Source organism: Burkholderia sp. Z1 (assembly GCF_014893795.1).
Lineage (GTDB): Bacteria > Pseudomonadota > Gammaproteobacteria > Burkholderiales > Burkholderiaceae > Burkholderia > Burkholderia theae.
Genome location: NZ_JACFYL010000003.1, coordinates 649720 through 669402 on the forward strand (window position 1 = coordinate 649720; position 19683 = coordinate 669402).

8 protein-coding genes and 1 pseudogene (1 of these 9 only partly in view) are annotated in these 19683 nt (G+C 67.3%); all 9 read right to left on the reverse strand.

Annotated elements, in window-relative coordinates; translation table 11 throughout:
* Positions 1 to 6317: the beginning of a non-ribosomal peptide synthetase/type I polyketide synthase gene (locus H3H55_RS35030; protein WP_193103119.1), read on the reverse strand. It extends 7075 nt beyond the left edge of the window; 6317 of the gene's 13392 nt are visible here — the first part of the coding sequence; its start codon is at positions 6315 to 6317; its stop codon lies off the left edge, out of view.
* Positions 6314 to 9637 carry a type I polyketide synthase gene (locus H3H55_RS35035; protein ID WP_193103118.1) on the reverse strand — a complete coding sequence of 1108 codons (3324 nt, stop codon included), beginning with the start codon at positions 9635 to 9637 and terminating at the stop codon, positions 6314 to 6316. Before H3H55_RS35035 ends, H3H55_RS35030 begins: the two co-directional genes overlap by 4 nt.
* On the reverse strand, positions 9634 to 14031 hold the full coding sequence (locus tag H3H55_RS35040; RefSeq protein ID WP_193102750.1) for a beta-ketoacyl synthase N-terminal-like domain-containing protein: 4398 nt from the start codon (positions 14029 to 14031) through the stop codon (positions 9634 to 9636). The genes H3H55_RS35035 and H3H55_RS35040 overlap by 4 nt, the downstream gene beginning before the upstream one ends.
* 308 nt (positions 14032 to 14339) lie before the next feature.
* A complete protein-coding gene (locus H3H55_RS35045; protein ID WP_193102751.1) occupies positions 14340 to 15338 on the reverse strand; it encodes a TauD/TfdA family dioxygenase in 999 nt (332 codons plus the stop codon).
* Positions 15339 to 15415: 77 nt separating this feature from the next.
* Entirely contained in the window at positions 15416 to 16726 is a 1311-nt protein-coding gene (locus tag H3H55_RS35050) for a diaminobutyrate--2-oxoglutarate transaminase family protein (RefSeq protein ID WP_193102752.1), read from the reverse strand.
* Positions 16727 to 16885: 159 nt separating this feature from the next.
* The gene (locus H3H55_RS35055; protein ID WP_193102753.1) at positions 16886 to 17836 is read right to left on the reverse strand and encodes a UDP-glucuronic acid decarboxylase family protein; all 951 of its coding nucleotides are present in this window, start codon (positions 17834 to 17836) and stop codon (positions 16886 to 16888) included.
* Positions 17837 to 17977: 141 nt separating this feature from the next.
* Positions 17978 to 18697, reverse strand: a complete 720-nt coding sequence (locus H3H55_RS35060; RefSeq protein ID WP_193102754.1) for a thioesterase II family protein — start codon at positions 18695 to 18697, stop codon at positions 17978 to 17980.
* The gene (locus H3H55_RS35065; protein WP_193102755.1) at positions 18688 to 18981 is read right to left on the reverse strand and encodes a hypothetical protein; all 294 of its coding nucleotides are present in this window, start codon (positions 18979 to 18981) and stop codon (positions 18688 to 18690) included. The genes H3H55_RS35060 and H3H55_RS35065 overlap by 10 nt, the downstream gene beginning before the upstream one ends.
* 249 nt (positions 18982 to 19230) lie before the next feature.
* Positions 19231 to 19389 (reverse strand): annotated as a pseudogene (locus H3H55_RS35070) (IS3 family transposase); the annotation flags it as partial.
* Positions 19390 to 19683 lie beyond the last annotated feature (294 nt).

Below are 19683 nucleotides of genomic sequence, written 5' to 3' on the forward strand. Positions count from 1 at the left end.
GCGGCAAACGCGTCGACCAGCTGCGCGATGCGCTCGCGCTTGCCGGAAATCACGATGCTGGCCGGCCCGTTGACGGCCGCCACCGCGACCTCGTGCGGACAGGCTTCGATCGCGCGCTCGACCGTGGCGAGATCGGTGAAAATCGCCGCCATCTCGCCGTCGCGGGGCAATGCCTGCATCAACCGGCCGCGTTCGGCGATCAGCCGCAGGCCGTCTTCCGGCGAGAAGACGCCGGCCGCGCAAGCCGCCGCGTACTCGCCGACGCTGTGCCCCATCACGGCGTCGGGCACCACGCCGAACGACGCCAGCAACGTGGTGAGCGCGTACTGCAGCGAGAACAGGGCCGGCTGGCTGTAGCCGGTCTGGTGGATGTCCTCGGACGGCGCGGACAGCACCTCGAGCAACGGCTTGTCGAGCAGCGGATCGGCCACCGCGCGGCAGCGGTCGATGGCGTCGCGGAACACCGGATACGCGTCATACAGGCGGCGGCCCATGCCGGCGTATTGCGAGCCCTGACCGGTGAACAGGAACGCCAGCTTCACGCGCGGGGCGGGCCGCGCCGCGTCCGCAGGTTCCTTGGCCTGGAAGGCGCGCAGCTTGTCGATGGCGTCCTCGACGGAGGTCACCGGCAGCGCCAGCCGGTGCGCGAAATGCGAGCGGCCGGCCGCCGCCGAAAACGCCACGGCCGCGATATCGAGACCCGGTTCGGCTTCGAGCCGCCGCTGATAGCGCCCGGCAAGCTCGCGCAATGCCACCGGCGTCTTGCCCGACAGCACCAGCGGATGCACGTTGTGTTTCGACGGCGTCGCCCGTTGCTCCGGCATGGGGGCTTCTTCGAGTACCACGTGCGCATTGGTGCCGCTCGCGCCGAACGCGCTCACGCCGGCTCGCCGTGGCCGCTCGCCGCGTGGCCACGCGCTCGCCTCGGCACAGATCTCGACGGGCAGCGCGTCCCACTGCACCAGCGGGTTCGGGCGGCGCAGATGCAAGTGGGCGGGCAGGCGGTCGTGGTTCAGCGACAGCACGACCTTGATGACCCCCGCGATGCCGGCGGCGGATTCCGTGTGGCCGATGTTGGTCTTCACCGAGCCGACCCGCAGCCGCCGGCCCCCGTCACGGCCTTCGCCGAATACCGTCGCGAGCGCCTGCACCTCGACGGGATCGCCGAGCGGGGTGCCGGTGCCGTGCGCTTCCACGTAATCGATGGACGCGGCGGACAGCCCGCCCAGCGCCTGACGGATGACGGCTTCCTGCGCGCGGCCGTTCGGCGCGGTAAAGCCGCTCGATGCGCCATCGTGGTTGACGGCCGAACCACGCAGCACGGCCAGCACGCGATCGCCTGCGACGAGCGCATCGGACAGGCGCTTGAGCACCAGTGCGCCGCAGCCTTCACTGCGCACGAAGCCGTCCGCCGCCGCGTCGAAGGTCTTGCAGCGGCCGTCCGGTGCCAGCGCCCGCGTGCGCGACACGGCGATGGAATTGTCCGGCGACAGGATCAGGTTGACGCCGCCCGCGATCGCGAGATCGCATTCGCCGCTTCGCAGATTCTGGCTGGCGAGATGGATCGCGGTGAGCGACGACGAGCAGGCGGTGTCGATCGCCATGCTCGGTCCCTGCACGCCCAGTCCATAGGAGATGCGGCCGGCCGCGGTGTTGAGCGGATTGCCGGTGAAGAAATAGCCGTCGATGCCGCTGCCGTCGCCGTTGCGAAGCTGCAGGTTCGCGTAATCGTTGGTGGTGATGCCGACGAAGACGCCGGTCCGGCTGCCCTTGAGACCGTCGACGGGAATCCCGGCATGCTCCAGCGCTTCGTGACTGACTTCGAGCAACAGGCGCTGCTGCGGGTCCATCGCGGCCGCTTCGCGCGGCGTGATACGGAAGAAGGCCGGATCGAACTGGTCGACGTCGCCGAGGAAACCGCCGAAGCGGCAATACATGCGCCCCGGCGCTTCCGGATCGGGGTCGTAGTACGCGTCGACGTCCCAGCGCTCGCGCGGCACTTCGGAAATCGCATCCACGCCGTCGTTCAACAGCTGCCAGTAGGCGTCGAGGTCGTGTGCGGCGCCCGGAAAACGGCAACTCATGCCGACGATCGCGATCGGCTCCGGCGTGCCGGTCTCGCGGGCCGCGACGGTCGCCGCGACCGGCCGCGGCGGCACGACCTCCGTCGGCATCGCGTGCGCGTCCGGCGTCGTGCCGGACGACTGTTCCGCCAGAAAATCGGCGAGGGCGTTGACCGTCGGATGATCGAACAGCAGCGCGACCGGCAACGGGATGCCCAGCGCCTTTTCGACGAGCGTGCGCACGTCCAGCGCCATCAGCGAATCCATGCCCATCTCGAAGAAGCCGAGGTTGCGATCCAGCGTCCCCGCTTCGTAGCCGAGCACCTGGGCCACCGCGCGGTCGATGCTGTCCGCCAGCAGACGCTTGCGCTCGCGCGGCGATACGTCGCGCCATGCCGGCATCGCCTGCGCGCCCGCGGCGGTGCCGGTCACCCGCACGCGGTCGAGGAAGGGGCGGGGCCCGCGCGCCTCGTACGAGGCCTGGAACAGCGTCAGGTCGATATCGACGACCGCCGCCTGCGGCACGGCGGGGAGGTGATCCAGCAGGTCGAGCGCGCGATCCGCCGCCAGCGACCGGATGCCGACGCGCCGCAGCAGCGCTTCCGCCTCGGGGAACGTCATGCCGCCTTGTGCCCAGGGCCCCCAGTTCACGCTCAGGGCCGGCAGGCCCAGCGCGCGGCGATGATGCGCGAGCGCGTCGAGGAAGCGGTTCGCGGCACTGTAGTGCGCCTGGTCACGCGAGCCCCATGCGGATGCGATCGACGAAAACAGGATGAAGAAATCGAGCGGGAAGGGCGCGCTGTGTTGATGAAGCAGCCACGCGCCGGCGACCTTGGGTTCCAGGACCGCGTCGAGTTCCGCGCGCTCGACCTGCACGATCGGCTTGTAGCCGACGATGCCCGCCGCATGCACGATGCCCCGCAGCGGCACGCCGTCGCGCCGCAGCGCGGCGAAGAAATCGGCGACCGCCACCGGATCCGCGATATCGAGGCGCTCGCAGCGCAGCGACACATTGCGCTCGCGCAGCTCGTCGATCGCCCGCCGGCTCTCGTCGCTCGCCGCCCCTTGACGGCCGACCAGGATCAGCGTGCCCGCGCCGCGCGCCGCCAGCCATCGCGCGGTGTGCAGCCCGAGCGCGCCGAACCCGCCGGTGATCAGGTAGGCCGCGTCCGGATCGACCCGCAGCGCGGTCGTGTCGGCTTGCGCGAGCGGGCTCAGGCGCGCGACATGGCGCACGTCGCGCCGCAACGCCACCTGTTCTTCGCGGTGCTCGCCGAGCAGTTCCTGAAGCAGCGCCTGCGTCTCGTCCGCCGGCGCGGCCGGATCGAGATCGATCGCCGTGTCGAACCATTCCGGATGCTCGATCATTGCCCCGCGTGCCAGGCCCGACAGTGCAGCCTGTGCGAGCCCCGTGACGCGGGGCGCTTCGCCGGCTTCCACCGCGTCGCGCGTGACCACCGAGATCCTGGGCCCGATCGAAGGCGTCCGCTCGCTGCCGGCCCGCGCGTGCACGAGATGCAGCAGCGCGGTGGACATGCGCGACGCGCCCACGGCTTCGTCCAGCGCCCATAAAAAGACGATGCGCTGCCCGGGCGCGGCGGTCTCGTTCAGCAAGCGCACGAAATGGTCCGGCTGCTCGGGCGCGACCTGCCAGCCCGCTTCCGCGCCGCCGCCATAGTCGCGGCCGGGGCGTACCAGCGCGCACGACGCGCCGTGTGCGCGCAGCAGCGCGGCGAGCCGCTCGCCGACACCGCTCTCGTCCGCGAAGATCAGCCACGGGGACGCGTCGGCGGCGAGCCGTGCCGTCGGCAATGCGGCTTGCTGCTCCCACACCACGTGATAGAGCGGAGGCGTGGCCGGGGTGCCGGTTTCGGCCGGGGTGAACGCGGCCCTGAGCAGGTCCGGAAACACGTTCAACACGTCTTCCGGGTATTTGCCGGACGACTTGAGGTGCCGCAACGCGGCGTCGATGCTGCCGGCATCCATGCCGACGACGGGCGACGGGATCTTCTCCAGGCTGAACCGCTGCCGCTCGAACGGATAGTTCGGCAAGGTGGTGGCAGGCTGGGCCGGCGCCGGGAACAGCGCGTGCCAGTCGAACTGCCCGCCCTGCACGTACAGCGCTGCGAGTGCGTGCTCCAGTGCCTCGCCGGCGCAGGGTGGCGGCAGCCAGCCGTCGGCGAGCCCCTCCGGCACGTGCGGCGCGTCGGGCTGATCCGGCGCCCCGGCAAGCTGCAGCCAGTACTGCGGGTGCGTCACCTCGTCGGTCACCTCCGTGCCGAGACAGCCGGAAATCAGGCGGACCGACGGCCGTGCGAGCGGCATGTCTTGAAGCGCGACGCGCAACGCGTCGGCGTCCCGGCGGGCGGCCACGAGGCGCAGCGCGTCGGCCACGCTTACGACACCCGCCACGCTGGCCGCGACATATTCGCCGATGCCGTGTCCCGACACGACGGCCGGCCCGATGCCCCATCCCTTCCACAGTTCCGCCCACGCGAACTGGACCGCGAAGCGGCCCGCGTCGGTATCGAGTGCGTCCAGCGGCACCGCGCAACGGTCGAAGGCGTCGCGAAACAGCGGTTCCGATGCGTGGAGCGCGTGCGCGACACCGGTGTCCGGCACGCCGAACCGGGCGCCCAGGCGCAACGCCTTGCCCGTGCGCGCCACGGCCGCCGACGCGCTCCGCCCGCCCGACACATAGGCCGTGCGAAACGGATAGTGACTCCGTCCGGTGGCGGCGGCGCGGCAGATGGCGGCCTGCTCCTGCGGCGTCGCGCCGGCGATCGCGCGCTCGTAGCGTGATGCGAGCGCCGCCAGCGCCGCTTCGGATCGGGCCGACAGCAACAACAACTGGCGCTGCGCCGCGTGCGCCGGTGCGACCGGCGGTTCCTCGACGATCGCGTGCGCATTGGTGCCGCTGAATCCGAACGCGCTGACCCCGGCGATTCGCCGGCGCTCCCCGCGACGCCATGCGACCGGATCGGCCGCGACGCGGATCGGGATGTCCTGCCACGGCGTATGCGGATTGGGTTGCGTGAAGTGCAGGTGCGCCGGAATCCGGTCGTGCTCGAACGACAGCAGGACCTTGATCAGGCCGGCGATGCCGGACGCGGATTCGAGGTGCCCGATATTGGTCTTGACCGAACCGATCACGAGCGGCTCGCCGACCGTGCGGCCGGGACCGTAAACGCCCGCCAGCGCTTCGACCTCGATCGGGTCGCCGAGGGAGGTCCCGGTACCGTGGGCCTCGACATAGGAGACGTCGCCGGGCGCGAGGCCCGCCTGGTTCAGTGCACGGCGTATCACCCGTTCCTGCGAATCACGGCTCGGCACGGTCAGCCCACCGCCGCCGCCGCCCTGGTCGACCGCCGTGCCACGCACGATGCCGAGCACCCGGTCGCCGTCCGCGAGCGCGTCGGCGAGGCGCTTGAGCACCACCATGCCGCACCCTTCGCCGCGCACGTAGCCGTCCGCCGACGCGTCGAAGGTCTTGCAGCGTCCGTCCGGCGACAGCATGCGCGCTTGCGAGAAACTGACCATGACCTCGGGCGACAGCATCAGGTTGACGCCGCCCGCGAGCGCCATGCCGGTTTCGCGCGAGCGCAGGCTTTCGCAGGCGAGGTGCAGGCAGACCAGCGACGACGAGCAGGCCGTATCGATCGCCATGCTCGGGCCGGTGAGGCCCAGCACGAACGACAGCCGGCCCGCGGCCATGTTCAGTGCGCTGCCCGTGCCGGCGTAGCTGCTCGACGGCATCGCCGCATTGGACACCTGGATCGCATGGTCGAAGCAGGTAATGCCGACGTACACGCCCGTGGCGGACTGCCGGAAGCGCTCGGGCGCGAGATGGGCATTCTCGAGCGCCTCCCAGGCCACTTCGAGCAGGAGCCGTTGCTGCGGATCGAGATAGGTCGCTTCGCGCGGCGCGATCCCGAAGAACGCCGCATCGAACTGATCGACGCGTTCGAGAAATGCGCCGTGGCGGGTCGCCATCTTGCCGGGCGCGGACGGATCGGGGTCGTAATAGCGATCGATGTCCCAGCGTTCGCCGGGTACTTCGGTGACGGCGTCGCGCGCGTTGTCGAGCAATTGCCAGAACGCGTCCGGCGTATCGCTGCGGCCGGGGAAGCGGCAAGCCATGCCGATGATGGCGATCGGTTCGTTGCGGTCCGAGCGCAGCGCCGCGATTTCCGCGCGCCGCTGGCGCAGTTCGTCGAGCGCGGCTTTCAGTGCATGCGTGGCTTTGGCGTTCATTGGGCGCCGATCTCCTGCGCGATCAGTTCGGAAAGGTCGTCCTCGTCGAGGTCGTCGGATGCTTCGTCGACGACAGGCGCGGGGAGCGACGGTGACAGTTCGCCGAGCACGTACCGGGCGAGCGCTTGCAGGTTCGGATAGGAAAAGAACAGCGTCGCGCGGAACGGCCTGCCGAACACCTTGGTGAGGCGGTCGGTCAGTTCGAGCGCGATCAGCGAATCCAGGCCGAGATCGAGCAGCGATTGCTCGGGCGCAATGGCGTCGGGGCCGGGCAGACGCAACGTCTCGGCCAGCATCTTCGCGAGCGTGCCGGCGATGAGCTCGAGCCGCTCGCGCGGCGCGCACGCATGCAGTTGGCGCAGCAATGCCGTCTCCTGCTGCGCAGGCTGCGCGGCCGGTTGCGCCAGCTCGGAAAACAACGCCGACCCGGCAGCCGGCGCATCGACCCGGAACAGCGTCGGCCAGTCGATGCGCGCGACCCCGGACTGGGCAACGCCGGACGCCATCAGCCGTTCGAGGGTCGCGATGGCCAGTTCGGGCGACAGCGTGCCCACGCCGAGCGCGCCCAGCTGTTCGTGCGCGCGCCGTCCGTAGTCGGTGGCGGCGTGGCCGATCTCGGCCCACGGCCCCCAGTTGACGCTGAGCGCCGGTTTTCCCTGCGCGCGCCGATGCTGCGCCAGCGCGTCGAGGAAGCTGTTCGCCGCCGCGTAGTTGCTCTGGCCCGGCATGGTGATCAGCGCGGCCATCGACGAGAACAGCACGAAATGGTCGAGCGGCAGGTTGGCTGTCAGCTCGTGCAGATACCACGCGCCGTCGGCCTTGCCGCTGCCGGCGCGATGGAAGAAGTCGTCGTCCTGACGGGCCAGCAGCGCATCGTCGAGTGCGCCGGCGAGGTGAAACACCCCCTTGAGCGGCGGCATCGAACGCGCGATTTCGTCGATCGCGTCCGCGACGTCCTCGCGACGCGACAGATCGGCGTGAATGAAGCGGGCGTCGAGCGTCTGCAGGATCTTTTCGGCGGAGGCGGAAGGCTTGCTGCGCCCGAGCAGCACGACCTTGCCGGCGCCGTTGCCGGCGAGCCAGGCCGCGAGCCGCAGGCCGAGCCCGCCGAGCCCGCCGGTCACCAGATAGGTCGCGTCAGGGTGGAACCTGACCGGCCGGTGGCTGACGAATTCGCGATTGTCGCGGGCGATGCGCGCGACGTGGCGCTGTCCGCCGCGAAACGCGATCATGTCTTCACGGCCGCCGGCCAGCACCGCCTGCACGATGTCCGTCGCCGACGGCTGCGCGGGATCGAGGTCGATCAGGCCGCCCCACAGCGGCGCATGCTCCACCGCGATCGCCCGGCCCAACCCCCACAGCGGCGCCTGCGCCACGGCGGTCGATTCGCCATCCAGAACGTTCATCGCACCCGACGTCACCAGCCACAGACGCGCCTGCCGGGCCGACGGCGCGCGCGACGCAAGCGCCCTGACCAGTTGCAGCACGCTCGCGCTGGCGCGCCGTCTCGCGGCGACATCGGCGGGCGCGAGATCGAGACTCCACAGATGGATGACGCCCTTCAGCGGCCGGTCGAGCGCGGGCAGCGCCGCGCTCGCGTCGGCGAAGTGCAGCGCGCACGTATCGCCCGCGCTTTCCAGCAGGGCTGACAGTTGCGCGCCGACGACGCCACGGTCCGCGAGAATCAGCCACTCGCCATGTGCTGAAGCGCCGGCTGCCGCTTCGACGCTCGACGGTCTCCAGACACGCTGATAAAGCAGGGCGGCGAAGTCGTGCCGCTCGACGGCGCGCCCGGCACGCACCTGCTGCAACCGCAGCGCATCGATCTCGATCAGCAGCCGGCCGGCGAGGTCGTGGACGCGGATATCGCCCTCCAGCGCATGTTGCCCGGTCGGCTTGCGCAGCGTCGCGTGACTCCACGCCTCCGCCGACGACGGCGGCTGATGAATCCGTACCGCACCAATCGAACTGGGCAGGTACAGGCCCCCGGCCTCCAGCGCGTCCGGATCGATGGCGGCCGCGAGCACGCGGCTGCACGCATCGAGAAACGCCGGGTGCACCTGAAATTGCGACGACGCCAGCGCGTCGGCCGGCAGGCTGATTTTCCCCAGCGCCTCACCGGTCGTGCGCCAGATCTGCCGGATCGCATCGAACACGCCGTCGATCTGCACGCCGTACTGCCGGATTTCGCCATTGAAGTCCGCGCCCGACGTCGTTTCGGTGCAGCGCGCCTGCACCTCGGCGGCATCGAATCTCGCCGGCTCGGCGCGCCGTTTGAGCGCGCACATCTCCCGCAGCCGGCGCAGGTGAGGAAGATTGCCCAGGATCAGCTCGACCGGCGGACCGAAGTCGAGCAGGCACGCCACTTCGTCCACGCCGATCGACTCGAGGTCCCGCACCAGGTCGACGCAGCTTTCCGGCGTCCCGATGAGGCCGCGCGATTGCGCGAAGCGTTCATAGAGAAACTCGACGAACTCGTCCAGTTCGCGCGCGCCCATCGCGCGCACGTCCACCGACTGGCCACGGCTTTGCGCCAGCCCGTTCAGCAGTCCGATATTGCTGCGGATGTAGTTGCAGAACGGCGCGCGCGCCTGCTCGCGCACCCGCGTCGCATCGTCGCCGACGAACGTGTGCAGCATCACCGACACGGTGCCGGTCGCCGGGTCGAAGCCATGCTTCACGCGCGCCTCGCGGTAGAGCGCGATCTTGTGCGCGAGTTGGTCCCGGTCCTGGTCGAGCACGTGGGTCAACAGGTTGGCGCCGACTTCGCCGGCGCGGACGAACGTCTGCGGATTGCCGGCGGCGGTCACCCAGACGGGCAGTTCCGGCTGCACCGGCGTCGGGTAGATGCGCAATTGCACCGGCTTGCCGACGCCATTGTTCGCATTCAGCGATCCGCCGCGCCACAGATTCTGGACGGTGCGCAGCGTCGTCAGCATGTCGTCCTGCCGGGTCGCGTATTTGTCCGGCGCGAGCACGAAGTCGTCCGGATTCCATCCGGAGGCGAACGACACGCCCACGCGACCGTTCGACAGGTTGTCCACCATGGACCATTCTTCCGCGATCCGGATCGGGTTGTGCAGCGCGGCGACCACGCTGCCCGCGACCAGTTGCACGCGTCCGGTGACCGCGGCGAGGGCGGCGTGCAGGACGGCGGGATTCGGGTACAGCGAGCCGAATTCGGTGAAATGGCGCTCCGGCACCCAGACGCTGGAGAACCCGTTCGCATCGGCGAAGCGCGCGCTCTCCATCACGAGCTGGTACTTGTTGCCGGACAACGCCTCTTCACTGCTGGCGAAGAACATCAGGCCGAATTTCATGCGTGGCTCCGATCCGATTCGTGAATTTCGGCACTGGCGCAGATCTGCCATGTCGCGGCAGCGCTCGTGTCCTCGATCCGGTGATAGACGGCAAACGAAAACGGTCCCCACGACTGGCGGCTCAGCACGGTCTGCACGGCGTGCGATGCATGCCGATGCAGCGGCAACGGTGCATGCAGTGCGAGGTCCTTCAGCGTGGTATGGCCGTCGGCGCCGATCTCCGCGGTGGCCGCCAGCGCCATTTCCACATAGGCGGAATAGGGCAGGACGGGCGGTCCCTTCACGCGATGACCGGCGAGAAAAGCGGTGTCCGGTGCGTCGAGGCTCGACTCCCAGATCCACGTGCCGGGCAAATGCGCGTGCTGCGCCATGAGGCGCCCGAGCAACGGATGCCGAGGCGCGCGCGGGTTGAGCCAGAAGCCGCGACGCTCGAACGGATAGGTCGGCAGCGCGAGCCGGCGGTGCGGGGCGGGCTGCTCGACGGCATGCCAGTTGACGGATGCGCCACGGACGTAGAGCTCGGCGAGCGTGTGCAGGATCGCGTCCCAGGCGGCCGCCTGCGCGCCGATCTCGATGACGATGCCAGGGGTGCCCGCCGCAGCGCCGTCCGGGGCCTGCGGCACGTCCGCCAGCGAGGCCGCGGCGCGCTGCCCGTCGCCCGTGCTGCTGACGGCGTCCGGCGTGATGCCGAAGGACATCCACAGTTGCGCGAGCGCGCGCTGGAATGCCGTGAAGCTGGCCTCGGCCGCGTCCGGTTGCTGCTGCATCAGCGCGCTGAAAGCGGGGCTCGCCGAGCGCAATTGCCGAACCGCATCGGCGCTGGCGCCGTCGTCGGCGGCAAAGTGAAACGTCACCGCGGGCGGTGTGTCGGCGGCCTCGCCGGCCGAAACGGCATGCAGCCGTGAACGCAATGCATCGAGACTCGATGCGACGATGGCCGCCCGCCGCGTGAAGTGGGTGCGCCCGGTGTTCGCCGTCGACGCGACCTCCCGCAAGTGGACCTCGGGATGAGCGTCGAAATACGCCGCATAGGACGCCGCCAGCGCTTGCAACGCTTCGGGCGTGCGCGCGGAGAGCGTCACGACGTGCGTCGCGGGCGCCGCCGGGTCGTCTTCGACCGCTCCGGCGTGCGGCGCTTCGGACAGGATCATGTGCGCATTGGTGCCGCCGAAGCCGAACGAACTCACGCCGGCCACTCGCGGCCCGTGTTCCGGATGCCAGGGCATGACCTGCTGCGGAATGCGGAACGGCGTGTCGTCGAGCGCGATATGCGGATTGAGCGACCGGAAATGGAGGTTCGGCGGAATGGTGCGATGGTGCAGCGCCAGCGTGGTCTTGATCAGGCTCGCGATGCCCGCTGCCGATTCCAGGTGGCCGATGTTGGTCTTCACCGAACCAATCCAGCAGCGCGCTTCAGGTTGGCGCGATTCGCCCAGCACAGCCGTCAGCGCGTTCAGCTCGATGGGGTCACCCAGCGGCGTGCCCGTTCCGTGCGCCTCGACGAAGCCGATGTCCTGCGGCCGCACGCCGGCATCGCGCAGCGCGCTGTGAATCACGGCCTGCTGAGCCGGGCCGTTCGGCGCGGTCAGACCGTTGCTGCGCCCATCCTGGTTCACCGCCGAACCGCGGATCACGGCGAACACGGTGTCGCCGTTCGCGAGCGCATCGTCGAGACGCTTGAGCAGCACCATGCCCACGCCTTCGCCGCGTACATAGCCGTTGGCATCCGCGTCGAATGCCTTGCAGCGGCCATCCGGCGACAGCATGCCCGCTTGCGTGAAGGACGCGCTCAATTGCGGCGCCAGGATCAGGTTGACCCCGCCGGCAAGCGCCGCATCGCTCTCGCCGCGCTGCAGCGCGCGGCACGCGTGGTGAACCGCGACGAGCGACGACGAACACGCCGTGTCGACCGCCCAGCTCGGGCCGCGCAGATCGAGCGTGTAGGCAATGCGGTTGGCGGCGACGCTGAGCGCGTTGCCGGTCGCGACATACGGGCCGACATCCGCGTCTTCTTCCTGCGCCAGCCGGACGTAGTCGGAATTGCTGATGCCGACGATGACCGCGGTGCGGCTGCCGGCGAGATGCCGGGGCACGATCCCCGCGTGCTCGAACGTTTCCCACGCCACCTCGAGAAGCAGGCGCTGCTGCGGGTCCATCGTTTCCGCCTCGCGAGCGCTGATGCCGAAGAATTCCGCATCGAACTGATCCACCTGGTCCAGCAATCCCGTGGTCGGCAGGCCGCCGGCGCGTGCGTTCGACGCGCCGACCGCGTCATGGCCCTCCAGCAGGCGCTGCCAGAATGCGTCGGGATGACTGGCGCCGGGGAAGCGGCATCCCATGCCGACGATGGCGATATCCGCGCGTGTGGCGGCAACGGGCGTGTCGTCCGACGCCGCATGCCCGGCGCCGCGGAAATGGCGCGCCAGCAGGGCAATGCTCGGGAAATCGTAGACGACCGTAGGAGAAACCGGCTGCCCGAGCCAGTCCTGCAACTCGCCCGAGAGCAGGATCGCGTCTTTCGAATCGAGCCCAAAGGTGCTGAACGGCGCGTCGGGGTCGAGCTTGCCGGGCGCGATGCCCGACAGATGCGCGACCCGCTCGATGCACCATTGCACCAGTTCCTGCGTGCCGCGCACCGCGGTGGCCGGGCGTGCGGCCTCCCGGGAGAGCGAACGCCGCCATTCGCCCGCGATCGCGAGCCCCTGTTCATCGAGGAAGGCTTGCCGGATTCGGCTGCGCTGGATTTTTCCGCTGGACGTGCGCAGGATCGTCGCGGGTTTCAACAGAATCGCCGCATACAGATCGACATCGTGCACTTCGGCGAGCTGGCGCCGGATCGCCGTGGCGACGGCTTCGGCGTTCAGCGTGTTGAGCGCCTCGCGGCGCACTTCAGCGGCGACGACGACCCGCTCCACGTTATCGACGTTGATCGAGAACGCCGCTGACGCGGCGGGCGCCAGCGCGGGGTGGCTTGACTCGGCCGATTGCTCGAGATCCTGCGGGTAGTGATTGCGGCCCGCGACGATGATCAGGTCTTTCAGGCGGCCGGTGACGAAGAGGTGCTCGCCATCGACGAAGCCGAGATCGCCCGTGCGCAGGTAGCGCGCGTCATCGCCGTCCAGCCTCGCGCGAAAGGTGCGCTCCGTTTCCTCGGCGCGGTTCCAGTAGCCGACGCCGACGCTCGGGCCCGTCAACCAGATTTCTCCGATGCGGCCGGGCGGGCAGCGTAGACCGGTCTCCGGGTTCACGATCTGCAGGCGATGCCCCGCCCAGGCGCGGCCGCATGAGACCAGCGCGTGGCGCTTGCCGTGCGCGCTTCTCGTCGCCACGCCTTGCGCAAGATCGTCGGCGTCGAAGTCGGCCACGAGTGGCTGCGAGCGCGCCGGCTGGCCGGAGATGAACAAGGTCGCCTCGGCCATGCCGTAAACCGGGCGCATGGTTTCCGCGTGGAAGCCGCGCGATGCGAATGCACGCGAAAAACGCGCCACCGATTCCGCGCGCACCGGTTCCGCGCCGTTGAATGCCACCCGCCAGCTGCTCAGATCCAGCTGTTCGCCGGCTTCGTCCGAAATCTTGCGTGCGCACAGGTCATACGCGAAATCCGGTGCCGCGCAATGCGTGCCGCGATACTTCGTGATGGCTTTCAGCCAGCGGTGCGGCTTCTGCACGAACGCCGCCGGCGCCATCAAAACCGACAGCACGCCGAGATAGATCGGCAACAGCACCTTCCCGAAGAAACCCATGTCGTGAAACACCGGGAGCCAGCTGACGAACACGGCCGACGCATCGGCATCGCTGGCTTCGGCGATGACCGCCATGTTGCTCAGAATGTTCGCATGACTGATCATCACGCCTTTTGGCGTACCGGTGGAGCCCGACGTGTACTGCAGCAGCGCCAGCGTCTGCGGTGTGATGTGCGGCGCGCGCCATTGCCCGGCCGGTGCGTCGAAGCCCTGATCGGTCGCCAGGATCCGCAGTTCCAGCGTGTCGGAATAGCCGTCCGCGCGATGCGCGATGCCGCCGAGCGTGGCTGCGTCGGTCAGCGCGACAACCGGCCCGGCGTCGGCCACGATCGACTTGAGGCGATCGGCGGGGCGATTCCTGCGCGGCGGATAGGCAGGCACGCCGATCAGGCCGGCGTACAGGCATCCCACCCACGCGCAGATGAATTCCAGTCCTGGCGGATAGACCAGCAGGACACGATCGCCCGGTTGCGCAATCTCCTGCAGGCTGGCGGCGATGCCGCGCGCGCGTTTGTCCAGGTCGCCGTACGTGAGTCGAGACAGTTCCGATTCGCCGTTATCGAGAAAAATGAACGCTGTCTTCTCCGGTTCGATCTTGCCGCGAAACTGCAGTATTTCTGTAACAGTCCTGAATTTTGTATCGGGAAGCATACTCAACCTTCGTTGTCTGCCAAACGTTGATCTGAATGCACGTCACTTGTGAATCCGTGCGTTCATTCTGACGGGCAAAGACAGTCCGTCATGCAAGCCCTGTGCCGGGCGCATACCGGGCTCACTGTCGCGTCGCGTGACCTCAGGACCAGTCGCGGCGTGCCCGCCAGCCTTGCTTCTTGAATCGGGTGATATTGAGATTAGAGCATCGCGCCAAACCGGCGTCTGCCCTGTAATTCAAGGACACGACGTTTCGTGCGCGTATTCAATCGGGCCGGTCATTCATTCGCGCGGTCATGGTTTGCCGACTACCTGACCGCCGGCGTTCCCGCGTCGGGGGAGTAGGGATCCAGCAGCGACACGATCACCTTGCGCTCGCCGTCGAAGGGATTGCGCCCATGCGCGAATCGCATGTTGTCGACGAGCAGGACGTCGCCGCGCTGCCAGGGAAACTGGATCGCGCATTCGCGGTACGCGTTGCGGATCTGCTCGATGTCGTCGAGATCGAATGGACTCCCGTCGCCATAGAACGCATTGCGCGGAACGCGATCCTCGCCGAACAGGCTGACGATCGAACTGGCGAGCGATGCTTCCAGGTTCGAGAGGTGGAACAGGTGGGCCTGGTTGAAGAAAACCCTGTCACGGGTGACCGGATGGTAGGCCACGCCCTGGTTGATCTGTGCGGTGCATAACGTGTCGTCGTCGAGCCATTCGTGCTCGATGCCGTTGTCTGCGCAGAAGGCCGCCACCTGGCTGCGGTCGGTGGTCTGAAAGACGGTTTCCCACGGAATGTCGACGTGCCGCCGGTAGTGCCTGACATAGCGGACCTGCTTCGCCTCGAAGTTCCCCAGGATGCGTGCTCCGATCCGGCGGCTCACCTCCCGCATGTCGGCGATCGGCGTTTCGCCGCCGGCCGTGGGCGCGCAAAGGCAGCAGAATGCGACGCGCAGCGGCCAGCTGCGTTGATACGCGTTTTCGCAATGAAGCGCGATCGTCTCGCTCGGCGGATACTCGGTGGCGGTGAAGATGCCGTTGCCGATCGAGGTGCGCGGCGTGGAACGATAGACGTAGTCGGACTGATGAGCCGACACCGCGTTCGAAAACGCCTCGAATTCGGCGACCGATGACACGTCGAAACCGCGAAACAGGAGCGCGCCATGTTCCAGAAGCCGCGATTCGAGTTCAACTCGATTGTCGTTCACCGCCAGCACGAGATCGTGCCCGTTCACTCGCCCGCTCGATACCGGCTCCAGCAGCAACGGCGAGGCCCCGTCGGCAAGCAGCTTGCGTTCCGTCATGCCCAGCATGGTCAATATTCCTTATCTGAATGTGGATCGCGACGCACCGCGGACCGACCGGTCTTCACGGTTACGCTGCAGTGTGCCTATGCGCGGCAGGCCGTTTCCACCGCTTGTTCGAAGCGGTTGAGAATCTCGTGGATGTCCGCTTCCGAGACGATCAACGGCGGCAGGAACCTGAGTACCGCGCCATGACGGCCGCCGGTTTCGATCACGAGTCCGTTGCGCAGGCAATTCAGCTTGATGGCTTTCGCGAGCGCCGCATGGGTCGGGCCGGGTTGGCCATCGCGGCCGGGCAGCACGACTTCGACGCCGATCATCAGGCCGCGGCCGCGGATCTGGCCCAGACTGGGGAAGCGTTCGGCAATACGTTCGAGGCCGGCGACCAGCAGCTTGCCGACCGTGTCCGCGTGCGCCGACAGCCCGTCTCGATCGACGATGCGCATGGTCGACAAACCGGCCACCATCGCGATCTGGTTGCCGCGGAAGGTGCCCGCGTGCGAGCCGGGCGGCCAGGTGTCCAGGTGCTTGTCGTAGACCACCACCGACAGCGGATAGCCGCCGCCGAACGCCTTCGACAACACCAGGACGTCCGGCCGGATGCCGGAATGCTCGATGGCGAACAGCGCGCCGGTTCGGCCGAGGCCGGTCTGCACTTCATCGACGATCAGCGGGATTTCATGCCGCAGCGTCAGCTCGCGCAACTCGATCAGCCAGGCGTCGGAAGCGGGGATGCAGCCGCCTTCGCCTTGCACGACTTCGACGATGACGGCCGCGGGTTTCGTGATCCCGCTCTCGGGATCGGACAGGATCGTCCGGATATAGTTGATGCTGAGTTGATCGGTTGCCGAGCCGTCGGTGCCGAACGGGCAGCGAAAGGCATAGGGGTAGGGCAGGAAATGAACGTCGCGCCCGTTGCTGCCGGCCGATTTCGGCGTGAGATTGCCCGATGCGGCGAGTGCGCCGGCCGTCATGCCGTGGTACGCGCCGTGGAACGCCATGATCGTCGGGCGGCCCGTATGATGCCGGGCCAGCTTGATCGCCGCTTCGACGCCATCCGCTCCGCTCGGACTACAGAACTGGATCTTGCCGGTATCAGCGATCGCGTTCGGCAGCATCGAGAACAGCTGTTCGACGAACGCGTGCTTGGCCGGCGTCGCCAGGTCGAGCGCCTGTTGCAGTTGACCGGAGGACAGGAACCGCATGACGGCTTCGTTGACTTCCGGGTGATTGTGCCCGAGCGCGAGCGTTCCGGCATTGGACAGGCAGTCGATGTATTCCTGCCCGTCGGAGTCGCGCATGCGTATGCCTTCGGCATGGGTAAACAGCCGTGGAAACGACGTCGCGTAGGTTCGCGCATTCGATTCGACATGCTTGAGATAATCGAGTTTTTCCATGCTTGGGGATCCGGCTTGCAGCGCGGATGATGGACACTGGCGAATCAGCATCGCTTCGTGTCGGCCAATGGTGCAACGGCAAGGGTGCAGCGGTACGGCTGATTGAAGCATGGTCTCCGTATTGCGTCTGCCACGGGAAAGCGGGACACCGGCGTGGCGTCAGGCAGGCACGGTCGAGCGGAAATAGTCGATGGTTCGACGCAGCCCCACTTCGAGCCCGATCGTCGGCTTCCAGTCGAGGTGGGTGCGTGCGAGGTTGATATCCGGACAACGTTGCGTCGGATCGTCCTTCGGCAGCGGCCGGAATACGATTCGCGACTTCGAGCCCGTCAGGCGCAAGATGATCTGCGCGAGTTCACTGACCGCGATCTCATGCGGATTGCCGAGATTGATCGGGCCGGTGATGTCCGTGGGCGTGCCCATCATCCGGATCAGGCCGCCGACCATGTCGTCGACATAGCAGAACGCGCGGGTCTGGCTGCCGTCGCCATACAGCGTGATGTCCTCGCCGCGCAGCGCCTGCACGATGAAGTTGGATACGACGCGACCGTCGTTGGGATGCATGCGCGGCCCGTACGTGTTGAAGATCCGTACCACCTTGATTTGCACGTTTTGCTGGCGGTGATAGTCGAAGAACAGGGTCTCCGCGCACCGTTTTCCTTCGTCATAGCACGCACGCGGCCCGAGCGGGTTGACGTTGCCCCGGTACGTCTCCGGTTGCGGATGCACGTCGGGGTCGCCGTACACTTCGCTCGTGGAAGTTTGCAGCACGCGTGCGTGCGTGCGCTTCGCGAGCCCCAGCATGTTGATCGCGCCCATCACGCTGGTCTTGGTGGTCTGCACGGGATCGAACTGATAGTGGATCGGCGATGCCGGACAGGCGAGGTTGTAGATCTCGTCCACCTCCACGTACAGCGGAAAGGTCACGTCGTGGCGCAGCGCCTCGAAGCTCGGGTTGCCGAGCAGCGCGGCCACGTTCTGCTTGGTGCCGGTGAAATAGTTGTCGACGCACAAGACGTCATGACCGAGTTCGACCAGGCGCTCGCACAGATGCGAACCGAGGAAACCCGCGCCACCGGTTACAAGGATCCGCTTTCGATTACGTTGCACAATTGCACTCCAGGTTTGACGCGTAGGTAAGTGGCGATCTGCCCCCGGGCACGTTCGCCGGGACCGCGAGGCGCTTCACTTCGACGATCACGGCACGGCACGCCGATCGCGCGATGCGGATCCCGACGTGTGCGATGCCCGTCATGCTTGCAGGGCGTTCGGTGCAACGTGATCCGCGCGCCGCAGGCACGTCGCAATGATGTCGGCCATCGCCCGCATTTCGCTCCGGATAAAGAAGTGATCGCCGTTGATGACATGAAATTCGCAGCGCCCGGTCGTCGCGGCATCCCAGCCTGAAACGGAATCGGCAGGGACCTGTTCATCCGCCACGCCCGCGAACGCGGTGATGTCGACTGCCAGCCTGCGTCCGGGCACGGCCCGGTAGTTTTCGATCATCGTGAAATCCGCACGCAGCGCCGGCATCATCAACGCCATCATTTCGCGGTTGTCCAGCACCGCCTTCGGTGTACCGCCCATTTCGTGCAGCGCGTCGATGAACGCGCGGTCGTCCAGCGCCTGCATCCGTCGAACGGGGCGCTCCTTGCCCGGTGCAGCGCGCGCGCTCACGAACAGATGCCGGAGGTTCGGTCGCGCATGGGCGGGAAGCCGCAGCGCCAGCTCGACGGCAATCGCCGCGCCCATGCTGTGGCCGAGCAGTGCGAAGGGACGATCGAAGCAACTGCCCAGGTCGTCCAGCAACGCGTCGATCAGCGTTGCCATATCCCGCACGGCTGGCTCGGACAGGCGGCTGCCTCGGCCGGCAAGCTCATGACGGTGCACCTCGATCCCGGGCAATAGCGGTTGCAGGCCACGATAGACGGCGGCCGAGCCGCCCGCGTAAGGGAAACAGATCAGACGCATGTGTGCGGGTACTCGATCGGCGCACTTGCTGCCGGGCTGCCGGAGATCGCGCTGCAGGCATTCACGGGTTCGGCGTTGTTCACGACTAAAGGTCCGGTCATTGTTTTCATGGTGATGCGTCGGCCATCTTCACCTGGCGGGAATCGGGCTTGAACACCCGGCGCGGCTTCGCGATGCGCCAGGCGACAGGCCGTTTCCATAGCCGGTTCGTTAGCGCTGTACGCAGGCTGCGAGGCCGCACGCGAGAAGTCGCGGAAGCATTGATTCGCCTCATGGAAATTCATGGTGCCGCCAGGATTCGGAATGCACCCGACCCGGCTGGGCATGAGTTAAACATGAGGCCGCGTGGATGTATGTCGTAGAAAAACGGGACGTGTGCAGTTCACGCATCGTCATGCGCGCTGCAGAGAAAGGCGGGGTGACCTGCCTGATTTCCTCAGGCCATTTCAAGCTTGGGGAACGGCCTCGGTTGCTTCAGTTGAACAATACTGCTGCTTGAACTCGTCGGGCGTCAGGTATGCCAGACTCGAATGCGTCACCGGCTGTGGCCGGGGACGGCGAACCGCCACACGCCTGCGAGGTCGCTTGCGCGGGACCTGCAAGCCGGCAAGACGCCATAGCCGCCACGCCCGGTCCGCGCTCATCGGGTGACCCTGCCGCTCCAGAAAAATCTGGATTCGACGGTAGCCGTATCCGTTGGAAGCCATTCTCTCAAGTTTCAGTTGGTCCGAAAACTCCAGGGCAGGTCACCTCCGGCGACAGCGAACGCTACGAAAAAACCTATATCCCGAGTATCGACAGAAAATTTCCGCAGGCATCTCCGAGCAGGTCAATATCTGGCCTAATTCAGAAGACGGACGCTCTGCGAATCAGTTCTTGCCTTTCTCTTGTGGGTAATTTTTCGCCTGCATTTGGTTTGTATTCTGATGTTAAATAAAAAGTAGACTCGCCTGACATTGTCGACACTTTTTCTCAATACGCGGACT